Genomic DNA, 14,707 nt, shown 5'->3' with positions numbered 1-14,707 from the left:
CGGGCACAGATTTGCACGGATTTTTCGTGCTGCGGTCTGAGTACGCGGATTTAGATCAGGTCGAGCGACCTCGGGTCCGAGACGTTCTCCATGATTTCTCGTCGGCTACTCACCTGCTCTCAGAGAGAAAGAACGGCGCCCAGTACCGCGGATGCCGCTGCACTTCCGGCGCCGTAGCCAGGTAGTGTCGTTGGCTGAGTGCCAGTGCGGTGGCGGGCTCCTCGCCCCGGAGCAGTTGCCGGTGAAACTCGGTCATCAGTTCCGTGCCGGCCCGGTCGTCGACGGCCCAGAGGGCACCGAGGACGCGGTGGGCACCGGCGGCAAAGAAGGCGGCCTGGAAGCCGAACAGGTCGTCGGCGGGAAGGTAGGGCAGCTCGCGACCGGCACCGGGGCGGTTGCCGGCAAAACAACTGCTCAGCACGACCAGTGGAAAGGGCAGGTTACGCAGCAGCAGATCGAAGCCATCGGTGGTGCCGCGGTGCAGAAAGAGGCGGGTATCGAGCGGTACATCGCCCGGCGCGTCTTCGCCGTGAACGGCCAGGTGGAGGACTGATGGGAGATCTGACTGCTCAAACGCATCGAGCAGGTCCAAAAATTTGGTGCGGGTACAGTCACTTCCGGATAGTAGCTCCTGCGGCAATCCTTGTTTGCGGTAGGCTTCGGTGATCTGTTTTACTTCCAGCTCCGTGCCGGGTATGGGAGGCAGATCGACGCCCGCGTGCGGCAAGTAGAATGCACTGGCGATGGCCGACACTCCGGTAAGTTCCCACACCGGCCGCTCAGTTAGCAATACGCTCAAGTTGGGGACGTAGCTCACGACGTGGCGTGTAAGCAGGTAATCACCCCCGATCCGCAGGGCATGGAAGGGCACACGGTGCAGTTGGCGGTGGGGACAAACGTACAGTTGCTTCTTTTTGGAAATTAGGGCGTACGCTTCTGGGGGCAGCAGCCAGTCGGTCAGGGAATCCCAGTCGATAACTTCACGCGGTGACTCATCCGTACCGGGTACGTAGCGCGGGGAACGCAGGAGCGGAGAAGAGAAATCGGAAGCAAAGAGCTCCCGGTGAGCCAGCTGATCGAACTGAGCGGCGCTGTCCGTTACCTGCCGGATCACTAGCTGCTTTTCTCGCGTGAGTACGGTGATCAGCAGCACCTGGTTGGCGAGATTGGTGTAATTCACTACGGCGGCGTCGGTGGGCAACCGACGGCGGATGGCACCGGCAAAGTCTTCCGGCATCGCTTCCCACCGATCGGGCGGCGTGGGCTGGTCGAGCATGAAGCGGTCGTAGCGTCGCTGCCGGGACTCTAGGGAAGAAGGATCTTCTCCGGCCCGGTCGGACAAGCTCCGCAACTCCTCATTGACGGTGGCCCGTGATTCCGGCGACCCACCGTATTCGACCGGGTGCCCCTTCAAAAGTTCTCCGGTGCGCAGTAGGGCGTCGGTTTGATTCAGTTTCCAGGCGGAGATCATGGCTACCCCGTAGAACATTTCCTTGTTGGCCATGTAGGCCGACTGCTGGTAGGGGGTTCGCAATTCGGCCCGTACGGCCTCCACCTGTCGGATCGCGCGGAGGGCTGCTTTGAGGCTACCGGCGACATCCGCCGCGGGTCGGTGAACCATGAGCAAGCTTAGGGAATGTAGGCTGATGTCATCGTCTTCGGATTCCTGACCTAATTTGTACGCCGCCTCGAAGTGCTGGTGGGCGAGGGTATAGTCTCCCGCTTCCGCCGCCTGCTCCCCGGCTTCCCAGTACAGGACGGCCGGCGGCGGACCGGTGTCTATCGCGGCATTCTCCCTTGGAGTCTGAGAAAACCCATCGCCGGAAGAGAACGACAGGATCGCCGCGTGATCCTCCGTTTCCTGTTCCCGCACCGCTTCCCACAATTTTTCGATCACCCGGGTGTATTCTTTCGTAGGCACCTCCTCATCCCCTCCGTTCAATTTCGCTTCCAGACGCTCCAGCTGAAGATTAAGCATGAGGGCCTTGAGCAGTTCCGCCATAAAGTCCTCCGGCACTTCAAACCGGGGGGCAAGCTGTTCGATCCAGTGATCGGTAGTGGCCACAAGCGCGGTACCGGCGTCGTGCTCCAATTCGAGCTCCCCGAGTTGCCGCCGTGCCGTACCGGCATATTTGCGTGCTTCGTAGGTATCCCCGGCATTGAAGTAAGTATCGGCCAGCAAAAGGGTCAGTTCGGCGGCCGGCAAATGCAGGGTGTCCTCCCGCTGTTCTTCCCAGAGGGGTAAGATCAGGCGAAGGGCCTCGGCGGCTTCTCGCCCCCCACGCTGGTGAATCTCGGCACGACTGACGAGCACCTCCAGCCACCGTTCCTCCATTCCGTGCCGACGGGCCAGTTCCGCCTCCGTAACGTACCAGCGCAGGGCCTCCCCATAATCGGACCGCTGCTTGTTCACCAGGGCCAGTTGCCCCAGTACCTTGGTCTCCAGTTCAACCAGCTCTAGTCGCTCGTCCCGTTCGCCCCACCGTTGCCGTTCGGCACGGACGTCATGCAGCAACTTTTCCGCCTCAACGAGTGGGTCGTCAATCGACCCCAGTTGGATGTACCGGTCCGTCAGTGCGGCAAACTGCTCCCTCATTGCGGAATTGCGGGAATAGTACGCGTCAATTGCCAGGTCGGTCTTTTGCAGATCTCCCAAAAATTCCTCCAGCGTCTGCTCCGAAAGCTCGGGCAGATCCGGGATGCGCGTCTCTTCCGGTCCGTTTCCACTCAGCAATTGCACGTAGTAGAAAAGGGACCGCCGTTGGGCCGGATTACTCAGCTCCAGCGCGCGCCGCCACCCGTCAGACCGTTCCGCGGGCGGCAGCTTGGCGGTGAGTTGTAATACCTGGATGGCCCACGCGACGGGATTCTGCATTTTCGCCCGGAAGCGGTGTAGCATGCGTTGCTCCGTGGTCATATGTCTTTGTTTGGGGCGAGGGCATGTTCGTTCGGAGCCAGGAATTCTTCCAGGATCACGGTGCTCTCCGGCTCGGTGAAGTAATTGAGATGGTGGCAGGCAACTTCCCGGGCCTCCGCTAAGGGTTGGCGACGAACGGGAACGGACCGAATGCTGTCGATACTCACGGCCACATCGTTGGGCAGGTTCCGGTAGAACAGCTGCCCGCCCATACGGTAGAGCTTGTCCATTAGGCGGCGCACGTCGGAGCGTGAGGATAGGTAGTCGTCCAGGTTACCGGCCAGCACCCGGTAGTCGACGCCGGGGTCGGGGGCATCTTCCAGTTGGTCCAGGTAGGTGCTGTTGGGCAGCATTTGCTCGAGGGTCTTGGTCACTTTACCCGATGCTTTTAGGGCAGCGCTTAGGGCCGCGGCGGCGGGGAAGGACCACCCGAAATTGATGGCCAAGCCCAGAAGAATTACTGCCCCATCGCGGTATTTGGTCACCCGGGCGATCTCGGAACCTGCATTGGGGGTACCGGCCATGATCAATCGGTCGACCAGCTCCCCCCCGCGGCGGCATTCGATGAAGTGGCGGGCGACCAGTCCGCCCATCGAGTGGGCAAGAATGGTGAGTTCGTGTTCCGGAGTCATACCGGCTTCCTGGCGCAGGGCATCCCCGAGGGTTTTCGAGGTATCCTCCAGCAGGGTGGACAAGTTCTCGTAATCAAAGGTCAGGACCAGATCATACTGTCCGCTTTCCACCTGCGCCTGTCCGAAGGCCGCCATGCCCTCCGTATCCCCGATGATGCCGTGGATGCAGAGCAATATCCGGCGGGCCTTCCCCACCCTAGCCTTCAGATCGGTGGCGGTGCGGCGGGGCGTGACACCGGAATAGTCCACCCAGCGCAACCGGTGGCCGGGTTGCCGCAGTACGTACTTTAAAAAAACCAGTTTCAGTGCGCCGGTGAGGCTGCGGCGGTCCCCGGCACCCGGCTCGGGCAGGTGGTGAATGCGCAGGATGCTGCGCGAGGCACTGGCGGGGGTAGATAATTCTCCGATGGGCAGCAAGTACTCCCCGTCGAAGGCAACGGCCTGTAGTCCATCGTCCGGTTCCATTGCAAGATCGAGCTCCAGTTCCAGGGGGTTATCGGCGAGCGCCCCGGCGTTGTGGATGTTCCTGAGTTCCAGCACGGCGTAATTAGTCGATCCACGTCGCCCCGAAGAAAACTGCACCACTTCCGTCCCACGCTGCCCGTCCAGTAGCTCCCGCAACCGGCTATTTTCCGATAGGCTTCGTTTTCCCTGCCCGAGCGAACTTACCGCCACTTCCGCCCGAAAGGTGTCCCGGCGCTGCCGCACGGTGACCTGCCCATCCAGCAGCACCAGCGGTTCTGCCCCGATCGCAGGCTGTTGCTCGTCGACCCGAATTCGCAGAAGTTGCGCCCACCAGTCGGCACCCGCCGGAGCCGAATCCATAGGGTCGATTCCCGGCACGACGCTCCGTTTGTTGCTACTGACCCGTTCCGTTTCCCCGATGGTAAACCCCGGAGAGTTCATCCCGCTTACGTCCAACTCCCGCTCGCTTACGAACAGCTTCAGAAGGTGCAGGCTGGTTGGGGTACCGGATGCGGCAAAACGGGTGGGTGATCCATCGGCCACCTCATCCCAGGCTACGACCGTCGTGCCGGCATCCACCCGTGCGTTGAAGCCGGTGAAGTAGTAATGGTAGCGGTCGGTAGGGAAAAACAGGGCGCAGTAAAGCGGCTTGTCCGGGTGACGATTGCGCACGGAAACCCGAAACTGCAGAAAATCAGTTCTTCCGTCCGTGTGCGGAATGGCAACTACCGTCTCATTATTCATTACCGGCGGCACCACCCAGTGGCCCCGCTCCCTTACTTCCAGAATCAGTTCGACTGCATCCCGATCGGCTATCGGCGCGGTGGCATCGAGCGCTACCAGATACTCCCACCGCATGACCGTTTCTAGGCGATTGAGTAGCGCACGTACAACCCCTTCGGCGGGCGCTCCGGAGACGGTGTAGAGCGTACGGTCATCCGCCTGCCTTACGATCCGTAGTCCTCCCCCACCCTCGACGACGGAGTAGGCGGCGCGCGTGCCGGAAGGAGAAAGGTGATAATAGGGAGAAGGCCGACCAGCGCCCCCCTCCAACAGCTGCGTCTCCCAATCTGCGCCGACCTTCAGGTGCACGGGAGCCGCCGGGCGTGGTGGGGATTGTAGCCGTGCCGTGTAAGCTACCCCTTCATCGCCACCGGGAAACTTCTCGATCACCGTACGATCGAACCCCACCGAGCGGGCGCGAACTATTACAGGTGTTTTTCCGCTTGCGCTAAGTCGAAAACTGATGCGTTCGGGCTCCTGGTCGGGCAGGCCATCCCGTGCGCCGATCGATACGTAGTACTCCCCCGTTTCAGCGCGGCCCGCCGGCAGTTCGGCCAGTGCGACGGTGGCCTCCGACCCGAGAAAGCCGCCCGACCCGTCGAAGCCGCCGTAAGTTTCCAACTGGGGGTGTTGGGAGGCGGTCACGTTGAGCGCGCCCACCGTGATGCGCCGGTACAGGTCGGCGTGGGTGATCCGTCCGTCGGTCTCCCTGACGGCCTGCTCTACGAGTCCGGAAAGGAGTCCGCGGCGGTTGGGCAATTCCCGGGCTTCCTCATTCCGGCGGCATGCGGCCAGTAAGAGGTGGCGCGGCGCGGGAAGGCGGTACTCTTCGCCTGCTTTTCCCATCTCCGCGATTAGTTTCCCTCCCAGGTAGCTGGCGAGCGGCCGGGGTGTACGGCGGTCGGGCGCGCGGCGGATGAGGGTACCGTTGCCGGTAACACTGCGGGTACCCGATCCGGAGTGGCAGCAGTCAAGCACCACCGTCACTTCGGCACCCCGGTCGGCAATGTCGCGAATCAGATAGAGCAATTCCTTGTCGGCCAGGTCATGGCCGCCGGGCAGGCGACTATCGTAGCATACCAGGGTCTCCTGCAACGCTTCGGGGAAGTAGCGCGCGAACTCCCCGGCTGCGGGTTCCCGGGAGCCGTGGCCGGCATACACGAAGCAGAAGCGGTCGCCCGGACCGACCTCATCCGCCGTATTCGCGAGGGCCGCGACGATGTTGGAGTAACTGGCCGACTCATCCTTGAGGACCCGAATACGGGCCGCATCTCCCCCAAAGTAGGTGAGCAGCAAGTCCTTCCAGTGATCGATGTCGTTGCCACATCCCCGCAGCGGAGAGACGCCCGACTCAGCCGGATAACGATCGATTCCGACCAGGAGCGCGGTAAGTGTTGCCATGAGTCTCAATATAGTCGCTTTGCTTCTGTTCCAACAAGCACCGCTCCTGCGTCCCCGCCCCGATCCTTGTGTGCGTTTGACCTATTTTGTGACTGATGAATAGGTCCTACCCCGCCAAGATTTTGCTGTTCGGCGAGCATACTCTACTACGCGGCGGTCGTGGCCTGGCCGTTCCCTACCCCCGTTTTGCCCTGCGGTGGACCGTGGGCGTGCCCGACGAGCGCCTCCTCAAATTTGTTGACTACCTGGATCAGCCGGATTTTCACCCGCTCCTCGATACGGTCCGCCTCTATGATGAAACCAATAAAGGGGCCCGCCTGGCCGGAGATATTCCTACCGGCTACGGGCTGGGCAGCAGTGGGGCCGTATGTGCGGCGGTTCTAGAAAACTATGCCACCCCCTCCGCACAGCAGCTGAACTTCAACTACTTACGCACATTACTTGCCCGTATGGAGGGACATTTTCACGGTCAGAGTTCGGGTACCGACCCCCTGATATCGTACCTACGGCAGCCACTGTTGTTAAGTCAGGGCGGGGCCGCGGGTGCCGTGAATCTTCCGGAAAGCTGGCCTACTGGGTTCTTCCTCCTGGACACCGGCCACACCCGTAGGGCTTCCCGGCTGATCGAGCAATTTCTGAACGCCCACGATGGGGAAATGGCTAACCTGATTGAACAGGGTTGGAGTAAACCGGTGGAGCGCGCCATAACCGCCCTGATTGCGGACGATCGAAACCTATTGTACGACACATTCGCGCAAATCTCTGCCTTCCAAATTGCCCGCTTTCCCCACTTCATTCCTGAAGAATTCCATGCGCAGTGGAACGGCGGAGGTGCGTACCGACTCAAACTCTGCGGCGCCGGCGGAGGTGGAATGTTGTTGGGCCTGGCCAACGATTGTGCGGTTGCGGAAAGAGTGTTTGGCTCCCAACTCAGCTGGCTTTAAATTTCAAATTATACATTTAAAATTTACATCCCACTGGTCATCAGGAGATCGATGTCCGTATGGCGCATTTCGAAGCGCTGGCCGAGGTAGCGATTGGTGAGGCAGCCGCGGAAGGTGTAAATGCCCTGACGCATGCCGCTGTTCTGGACGAGGAAGTGCTCGAAGTTGCGAGCTCCTTCGGCCTGTAGCAGCAGGGGGGTGAGGATGTTGCTGACGGCGATGGAGGCGGTACGCCCTACCCGACTGGCGATGTTGGGGACGCAGTAGTGGATAACGTCGTGCTTGCGGAAGGTGGGCCGATCGAGACTAGTAAGTTCGCTCGTAGCGAAGCAGCCGCCCTGATCGATGCTTACGTCAATGATGACCGAGTGTGGCTTCATGGCCCGGACCATGTCTTCACTTACCACGACGGGAGCCCGTCCGTGCTCGGCGTGAATTGCTCCGATGGCAACATCCGCGTCAATCAATTCGCGGCGCAGGTACACCGGGTTCATGGCCGAGGTGTATAATTGGCGGCCGACGGAGTTCTGCAGCCGCATCAACTTGTGGATGTTGTCGTCAAAGATGCGTACTTCCGCCCCCATGCCGAGGGCTGCCCGGGTGGCGTATTCGGCTACGACCCCGCCACCGAGAATGACCACCTTGGCACTCGGTACGCCGGAGATGCCTCCGAGCAGTACGCCGGGTCCGCCATGACTGGTGCTAAGCAGCTCGGCGGCCGTCTGAATTGCGGAGACGCCGGCCATTTCACTCATGATGCGGACCAGTGGGTAGCTTCCCTCATCGTCCTGCATGTACTCCATGGCCAGGGCAATGATGCGCTTATGTTTGAGGCGGTAGAGGTATTCCGCGTTGATGATGGGCAACTGAAGCGGAGAGATCAGGATACATCCTTCCTGCATCATCTCAATCTCGTCGAGGGTAGGTGGTGCGACCTTAATGATTACGCGGGCCTTTTTGTATACCTCCTGGGCGGAATAAGCGATCTCGGCTCCGCACTCGCTAAAGTCGTGGTCGGTGAAGCTGCTGGGACTACCGGCTTCCGTCTCGATCAGCACCCGGTGGCCGCGACTGGTGAGGTTGTGTACACCGCTGGGAACGATGGCGACGCGTTTTTCCTGGAGCGTTATTTCCTTTGGAATGCCAATGAAAAGTTCCTCCGCTTTCGGCTCGACGGCAAGCGTTTCCGTCTGCGTCTGGCCGTATCCGGAAGTGAGCTCCTTCGGGAGATCAATCTTTTCCTTTTCCTTACTGCTCATAGTTTAGCTTGGGGGGTGGCCGGTGTTTATACTGAGTCGACGCCTTCCCCCGCCATCCGGATCGTGGTACAAGCTCAGAAAAACAACGCGGTCGGGCAACAAGGGTTCTATCACCGCCGGCCATTCTACAAATACGGCATCAGCGGTGGTTGCCGGAGCAGTGGCCAGTAACTCTTCAAGGCCGGCCTCGATGGCTTCCTCCACGCTTTCGAGGCGGTAGCAGTCGAGGTGGTGTATCGTGCCGCCGGCCGCAGTGCGGTACTCGTTCACGATACTGAAGGTGGGGCTGGATACGGGCTCACTCACCTTGAGCTGCCTGCATAATTCGGCAACCAGGGTAGTTTTGCCCGTACCCAACTCCCCTTCCAGGGTATAAATGCGCTGGTTACCGTAAGTGGTAAGCAGCTGTGTTGCTACGCGGGACAGGTCGTCCAGGGTGTACCAAATGTCCATCCCGCAAAGCTACTACGTCGGCTACCGCTTGGCAACCAAATCGAGCTTCAGGCCGATCTCGTCGTTGATGACCTTATCCTTCACGATACCGACCGTAGAGCCGGCGTTGTACACGATGCCCCATTCGGTGCGGTCGATGACGAAGTCGGGCGTAGTGGAGACGATCCGATCTTCTTCCATGGTCACGCTAGCGGGAATGGTGATGCTGCGGGAATTGCCCTTCATCGTCAGGTTGCCGGTGATGTCGTAATTATGGTCATCTCCTGCATTCTCGGCGGGAGTGACCCCCGTGATGGTGAACTTGGCCGTCGGGTGCTGCTCTACATCGAAGAAATCCGCACTTTTGAGGTGGCCTTCGAGCTTACCCTTGCCGTCGCCGTCGAGGTCCGTGTTCTCCAGACCGGCCAGGTCGAGCGTGAACTCGCCACCGACGAGCTTGCCGTTGTCGGTCTCGAGGTTTCCACTCGCAATGGGTACGATACCGGTGTGGCCGCCGCCAATCAGCTTGGTACCATTCCAGATAACGGTGCTGGCCTGTGGGTCGACCGTGTAGCTTGCAGTAGCCTGGGCAGTTGCGTTCTCAGCAACCGCATCGGAGGATTCAACTTCGGTGCCGGACGGGCCACAAGCGGTAAGTAATGCCGAAAAAACGGCGAGGGACAGTAAACGAATCATAGTTTTCTGGTTTTTATGAGTACCGCACATTTTTCGCTGCGGCAGTACACAAAACCCCCTGTCCCAACGCATAGTTGAGAAAAGATGAAAATTTAATGTACATACATTGAATTTTTATGTGAGCGCCCTAGCCTTCGGCTCCACTTGGGGGGTCCATTACCTTGGCGGTCTGGGGTTCGTCCCAGGAGGTATGGAAAATGCCCTTCTGATCTAGTCGCTCGTAGGAGTGGGAGCCGAAATAATCCCGTTGGGCCTGTACCAGGTTAAGGGGCAGGCTTTCGGAGCGGAAGGCATCGAAGTACTGGAGGGATGCGGACATGCACATTGTGGGGATGCCCCGTTCGGTCGCTTGGTGTACGACCTCCGCGATGCCGTCGCGGCAGGCGAAGAGGTCGTCCCGAAATTCCTTCGTAGCCATCATATTCTTTAGGCCTTCCCGCTTTCCGTAGGCTTCGCGAATTTTTTCCAGCATTTCGGCCCGGATGATGCACCCCCCGCGCCAGATGCGGGCAATGCCCTCGAGGTCGAGGTTGTACTCGCGGTCCACGCTGGTCTCTGCGAGGAGTTGCATGCCCTGGGCGTAGCAGGTGATGAAACTGAAGTAAAGGGCTTTCTCTACGGCTTCGGCCAACCCCTCGCCCCTGAGTGCTACTTCCTCGGGGTGAATGTCCTTGTACAGCTTGCTCGTATCCTGGCGGTACTCCTTGAAGGCCGAGATGGCGCGCATGGTGACGGCTGCATCGATGGTTGGGACGGGTACGCCGTGGTCCATTGCCGACTGGCTGGTCCACTTGCCGGTACCTTTCTGCTTTGCCTTATCGAGGATAACGTCCAGCAGGTGGGTGTCTTTCCCCTCTTCACGGTACTTCAGAATGGACGCGGTGATCTCGATGAGGTAACCGTTCAGGCGGCCTTCGTTCCACTTGGTGAAAAGGGCCGACATTTCGTCGTTGCCCATGCCGCCTACTCGTTTGAGTACGTCGTAAGCCTCGGCGATGAGTTCCATCAGGCCGTATTCGATGCCGTTGTGGACCATCTTTACGTAGTGGCCGCTGCTTGATTCGCCGATGTAGGTCACGCAGGGTTCGCCGTCTACCTTCGCGGCGACGGTTTCCAAGATGGGCTTCACATCCTCCCAGGCCGAGCGATCTCCACCGGGCATGATGCTGGGACCGAGCCGGGCTCCCTTCGCGCCGCCGGACACCCCGGTACCGAGGAAGCGGATGCCCTTGCCCTTCAGAAATTCGTAGCGGCGGTCGGTATCGTCGTAGTGGCTGTTGCCGCCATCGATGAGTATATCGCCCTCGTCGAGCAGGGGCAGCAGTCCCTCGATGACCTTATCGACGATCTTGCCGGCGGGGACCAGCATCATTATTTTACGGGGCTTAGTGAGCAGGCTTACAAATTCCTTTTGGGTACCTACCCCCTTGACGCGCATGTCTTTGCCTTCGTGGTTCAGGGCCTCCACCGATTCGTCGTCGATGTCGGTGCCTAGGGCTCCGTAGCCATCGTCGGCGACGTTAAGCAAAAAGTTCCGGCCCATTACGCCGAGGCCGATCATACCGAAATCATAAAGTTGCTGGTCCATAGGGGAGATATTTTTATTGCGTCCCCGAAGGTCACCGGGGCAGGTACAAGGTAAAGCGGTAAAAAGCAACGCGCCAACTTTGGTTCGTTTACTTGTAAAAGTAGATGTTGCCGTAGCTCGACCAGGCCGCCGTATCCGCGCTGGAGGTACGTGATTCGATTCGGAGGGCATGTTTCCCAACCGGCAACTGGTGGGTAGGGATCATGTAGAGCAGGCCGTGTTGCTCCCGACCTCCGTGAAAGTAAAAGAGGGGATCTACGGAAAGGGCAAGACTGTCTAGTAAAACGCGGTGCAACCTGCCCATGATAGCCAGCGTAGCGCCATAATCGGCCTCCTCGTTGTACATTCTGCCGGCGTAAATGCCGCCGCGAAGTTTAATGCCCGGGTAGGCGGTCTCGGTTAGAGCGGGAGCTATTTTGCGTATGACCGGATCATTGATGGCCGGCAGGTAGGGAATGAATAGTTCCAGGTAATCGTGTTCCGGAAACTTGGAACGCAGGGTCGGTCGGTGAAACTGGGTGGCTGGGTTCGTTGCGGTATCGTCGTAGTTGTTTGCGGCAATGGCGTAGTGACTATCCCTAGCGTACTGTGGTTGAAAACGACCACTTACATACTGGACGGATACGGCCACCATGGCGAGCAGCACGAAGACGGGCAGGAGGCGGGCTAGTCGGCGCCCGAAGCGATGGTCTACCAAATTGTGGTACAGGGGTCGGTAGAGATTGGCAAGCGTGATCCAGCCCACAAAGCGGTAGATGGGATAGAAAGCGGCGGCCGTCCAGCGGTTGCGCTTCAGGAAACCCAGGGTCAGAAAGTCGATAAAAAACAGGATACCGGTGGGCAGGGCGATCAGCCGGCCCAGCCCACTGCCGCTCAGCAGCCCACTCTGGTGCACTTCCTGACCGAAGAGCCAGCTTAGGACAAATTGGAGCGTGGTGGTGAACAGCCCGAAGGCAGTGACGCTGAAGAAGCAAAAAATGATGAGAAAGGCCACCGAAAACACCACGCTGCAGAGGCGTTCCAGCTTTTCGAGGTAGTTATCGAAACTGCCGATGCGCCGCCGGAGAAAGCGGGTGTACCGTGGTCGGTATCCGAGCGCCGCGTAGTCGATATCGCCGGAGACGTACCGCAAGCCGATGGCGGCGATCCAAATGCCCCGCAGGAGCACGTGGATCACCAAACTGGCGATAAGCACTAGGTAAGCGGTACGCATGATGTAGTAGGTGATCGCCAGGGGTTGCCAGTGGTTGGCATCGAGAAGCAAGCGTTGGATCAGCCCGTTGAGTCCGTTCAGGGATTCGTAGCCGGCGATCAGCAAAAAGATGGCGAAGCCGCTGATGAGGAGTTCCAGTTGCCAGCTCTCCTGCTGGAGGTTGTCGAACCACCCTTTGAGCTGTGATGGCCGGTCCAAGTTGCCCTGCTCCTCTTCTGTTTTCATGGCTCCTGCGCTCCGCCGCCCTACTTTTCCAGGTCGGCGACCTTGCCCATTCGGCGCAGCTGGCGGGGCAGTGCCTGATATTCGGCGGCTAGAAAATTATCGAGTAATTCCGTCGCCAGGGCGATGCCGATGACGCGACCGCCGAGGCAGATCATGTTCATGTCGTCGTGCTCAACGCCCTGGCGGGCGGAGTACGACTCATTGATGAGGCATGCCCGCACATTTTTGATTTTGTTGGCGGCGATGCTCGCTCCTACCCCGCTTCCGCAGACGGCTACGGCCCGATCGACCTCGCCGGAGCCGACGGCACGCGCCAGGGGAATGACGTAATCGGGGAAATCGTCCTTTGCGTCGTAGGTATATGCGCCGAAATCGCGGACGGTGTACCCCTTCTCTTCGAGGTACTGCTGGAGTTTTTCTTTAAGTTCGATGCCGCCGTGATCGGTTGCGATGCCAATGGTCATGGACATAGTTTTTATGGACAGGGCCTAAAATTACCTTGCCCGGGGCGTAAACCTTATAAAAAGTACCCACCTTTGCTAGAGAAACCCCAAACTATGGCCAGCAAAGTAGAACCCCACATCCTCGTCATCTTCGGAGCTTCCGGCGACCTGGCGCAACGAAAACTCATTCCGGCGGTGTACGATCTTTACCGGGGTGGCTACTTGCCGGACCATTTCGCCTTGTTGGGAGCCAGTCGCACCGATTTTTCGGACGAGGAATTTCGCCAGAAGGTGGTGTTCGACAATGAGTTTTTTGACGAGGACAAAAAGGCGGAGCCCAAATTGAAGGAGTTTGCCAAGCTCCTGTTCTACCAGGACCTAAAGCAGTACGACGGCGAGGAGGACATCAACAAGCTCAAAGCCCGCCTTCAGGACCTGAGCCAGCAGTTCCAGACCGGCAACCGCTTCATCTTCTACCTCTCCACTCCGCCCAAACTATACAGTACCATCCCCAACGCCCTGGCCGCTTCGGGGCTGAACGAGCCGGAAGGTGGCTGGGCGCGCATCGTGATCGAAAAACCCTTCGGATACGACGAGGAATCGGCTAAGCGGCTGAATAAAGAGATCCAATCCGTCTTTCCGGAGAACAACATCTACCGGATCGACCATTATCTGGGTAAGGAGACCGTGCAAAATCTGCTGGTCACCCGCTTTGCCAACGGCTTCTTCGAGCCCCTCTGGAACCGCAACTACGTGCAGTCGGTCCAAATAACCGCGGCCGAAACGGTCGGTGTGGGCAGTCGTGGCGGTTACTACGACGAGAGTGGCGCACTGCGCGACATGATCCAGAATCACCTCCTGCAGGTGCTCGCCCACGTGGCTATGGAGCCGCCGATCCGGGCGGATGCCTACTCGATCCGGGGGGAGAAAATGAAGCTGTTCCAATCGCTGCGGCCCATCAAGGGTGAGCAGGTAGCCGAGCAGGTCGTACGGGCGCAGTATACGGGTGGGAAGACCAAGGATGGCGAAGTCGTCGCCTACCGCGACGCCGAGGGCGTGCCCGACGACAGCACGACGGAAACCTACGTCGGCATGAAGTTTTTCATCGACAACTGGCGCTGGGCCGGCGTACCCTTCTTCATCCGTACCGGAAAGTGCCTGCCGCTGAAGGTCACCGAGGTAGTTATTACCTTCAAGAATCCACCGCAGGCCATCTTCGCCTCCTACGACGATTACGCGATGAAGTGCGACAATCAGCTCATCATCCGCATCCAACCCGACGAGGGAATGGCCATGGAGTTCGGCATGAAGGTTCCCGGTGAGGGCTTCCGCGTAAAGAACGTCGACATGGACTTCTTCTACCGCGAACTCACCACCAAGGACGTCCCCGAGTCCTACAGCCGCCTGCTGCTCGATTGCATGAAGGGGGACCCCACCCTCTACGCCCGCGGCGACAGTGTCGAAGCGGCCTGGGGATTCGTGGATCCCATCATCGAGGCCTGGGAAAAGAACGAAGCCCCCCTAGTCACCTACGAAGCCGGCACCTGGGGACCGGAAGAAGCCGACCGCCTCTGGGACAATGTCGGTGGCGGATGGCGCAATCCGCAGGCATCGCTGACGGAGGAGAAGCATTATACTAAGTTGTAGTTGTTGGGTTGTCGGGTTCTTAAGTTGCCCGCAATAACCCGACAACCCAATAACCCAACAAC

The 14,707-nt window shown here is 59.3% G+C and carries 10 protein-coding genes; 2 read left to right on the top strand and 8 right to left on the bottom strand.

Annotated features, from left to right (window positions below; all coding sequences use genetic code 11):
- Positions 1-109: 109 nt before the first annotated feature.
- Entirely contained in the window at positions 110-2,917 is a 2,808-nt protein-coding gene (locus GGR28_RS08685) for a CHAT domain-containing protein (protein WP_183495370.1), read from the bottom strand.
- Positions 2,914-6,198, bottom strand: coding sequence for a DUF7379 domain-containing protein (locus GGR28_RS08680; protein ID WP_183495369.1), 3,285 nt, complete (start codon positions 6,196-6,198; stop codon positions 2,914-2,916). The genes GGR28_RS08685 and GGR28_RS08680 overlap by 4 nt, the downstream gene beginning before the upstream one ends.
- Positions 6,199-6,293: 95 nt before the next feature.
- Here GGR28_RS08680 and GGR28_RS08675 point away from each other — a divergent pair, with 95 nt between their 5' ends.
- Positions 6,294-7,142: a mevalonate kinase family protein gene (locus GGR28_RS08675; RefSeq protein ID WP_183495368.1), complete on the top strand. Its 849-nt coding sequence runs from the start codon at positions 6,294-6,296 to the stop codon at positions 7,140-7,142.
- A gap of 23 nt (positions 7,143-7,165) precedes the next feature.
- On the opposite strand, the gene GGR28_RS08670 is transcribed toward GGR28_RS08675, so the two are convergent.
- The 6 genes from GGR28_RS08670 to GGR28_RS08645 all read right to left on the bottom strand — a co-directional run bounded on the left by GGR28_RS08670 (position 7,166) and on the right by GGR28_RS08645 (position 13,025).
- On the bottom strand, positions 7,166-8,401 hold the full coding sequence (locus tag GGR28_RS08670; protein WP_183495367.1) for an alanine dehydrogenase: 1,236 nt from the start codon (positions 8,399-8,401) through the stop codon (positions 7,166-7,168).
- A gap of 3 nt (positions 8,402-8,404) precedes the next feature.
- Positions 8,405-8,854: a tRNA (adenosine(37)-N6)-threonylcarbamoyltransferase complex ATPase subunit type 1 TsaE gene (gene tsaE, locus GGR28_RS08665; protein WP_183495366.1), complete on the bottom strand. Its 450-nt coding sequence runs from the start codon at positions 8,852-8,854 to the stop codon at positions 8,405-8,407.
- A gap of 21 nt (positions 8,855-8,875) precedes the next feature.
- The gene (locus tag GGR28_RS08660) at positions 8,876-9,529 is read right to left on the bottom strand and encodes a YceI family protein (protein ID WP_183495365.1); all 654 of its coding nucleotides are present in this window, start codon (positions 9,527-9,529) and stop codon (positions 8,876-8,878) included.
- Positions 9,530-9,656: 127 nt separating this feature from the next.
- Positions 9,657-11,117 (bottom strand): NADP-dependent phosphogluconate dehydrogenase, encoded by a 1,461-nt coding sequence (gndA, locus tag GGR28_RS08655; protein ID WP_183495364.1) that lies wholly within the window; start codon positions 11,115-11,117, stop codon positions 9,657-9,659.
- A gap of 88 nt (positions 11,118-11,205) precedes the next feature.
- Complete coding sequence (locus GGR28_RS08650; RefSeq protein WP_183495363.1) at positions 11,206-12,555, bottom strand: hypothetical protein; 1,350 nt, start codon at positions 12,553-12,555, stop codon at positions 11,206-11,208.
- A 20-nt stretch (positions 12,556-12,575) separates the two neighbouring features.
- A complete protein-coding gene (locus tag GGR28_RS08645; RefSeq protein WP_246416539.1) occupies positions 12,576-13,025 on the bottom strand; it encodes an RpiB/LacA/LacB family sugar-phosphate isomerase in 450 nt (149 codons plus the stop codon).
- An 87-nt stretch (positions 13,026-13,112) separates the two neighbouring features.
- On the opposite strand from GGR28_RS08645, the gene zwf reads away from it, so the two are divergent.
- Positions 13,113-14,645 (top strand): glucose-6-phosphate dehydrogenase, encoded by a 1,533-nt coding sequence (gene zwf / locus GGR28_RS08640; RefSeq protein WP_183495362.1) that lies wholly within the window; start codon positions 13,113-13,115, stop codon positions 14,643-14,645.
- The last annotated feature ends 62 nt before the right edge of the window (positions 14,646-14,707 follow it).

Source organism: Neolewinella aquimaris (genome assembly GCF_014197245.1).
Taxonomy (GTDB): domain Bacteria; phylum Bacteroidota; class Bacteroidia; order Chitinophagales; family Saprospiraceae; genus Neolewinella; species Neolewinella aquimaris.
Note: the sequence above shows the minus strand (reverse complement) of the source record. Positions and strands in the feature narration are given on the sequence as shown.

Excerpts from the sequence above, each read along its gene's own strand:
- GGR28_RS08685 (WP_183495370.1), bottom strand. The coding sequence starts at position 2,917 with ATGACCACGGAGCAACGCATGCTACACCGCTTCCGGGCGAAAATGCAG.
- GGR28_RS08680 (WP_183495369.1), bottom strand. The coding sequence starts at position 6,198 with ATGGCAACACTTACCGCGCTCCTGGTCGGAATCGATCGTTATCCGGCT.
- GGR28_RS08675 (WP_183495368.1), top strand. The coding sequence starts at position 6,294 with ATGAATAGGTCCTACCCCGCCAAGATTTTGCTGTTCGGCGAGCATACT.
- GGR28_RS08670 (WP_183495367.1), bottom strand. The coding sequence starts at position 8,401 with ATGAGCAGTAAGGAAAAGGAAAAGATTGATCTCCCGAAGGAGCTCACT.
- tsaE (WP_183495366.1), bottom strand. The coding sequence starts at position 8,854 with ATGGACATTTGGTACACCCTGGACGACCTGTCCCGCGTAGCAACACAG.
- GGR28_RS08660 (WP_183495365.1), bottom strand. The coding sequence starts at position 9,529 with ATGATTCGTTTACTGTCCCTCGCCGTTTTTTCGGCATTACTTACCGCT.
- gndA (WP_183495364.1), bottom strand. The coding sequence starts at position 11,117 with ATGGACCAGCAACTTTATGATTTCGGTATGATCGGCCTCGGCGTAATG.
- GGR28_RS08650 (WP_183495363.1), bottom strand. The coding sequence starts at position 12,555 with ATGAAAACAGAAGAGGAGCAGGGCAACTTGGACCGGCCATCACAGCTC.
- GGR28_RS08645 (WP_246416539.1), bottom strand. The coding sequence starts at position 13,025 with ATGTCCATGACCATTGGCATCGCAACCGATCACGGCGGCATCGAACTT.
- zwf (WP_183495362.1), top strand. The coding sequence starts at position 13,113 with ATGGCCAGCAAAGTAGAACCCCACATCCTCGTCATCTTCGGAGCTTCC.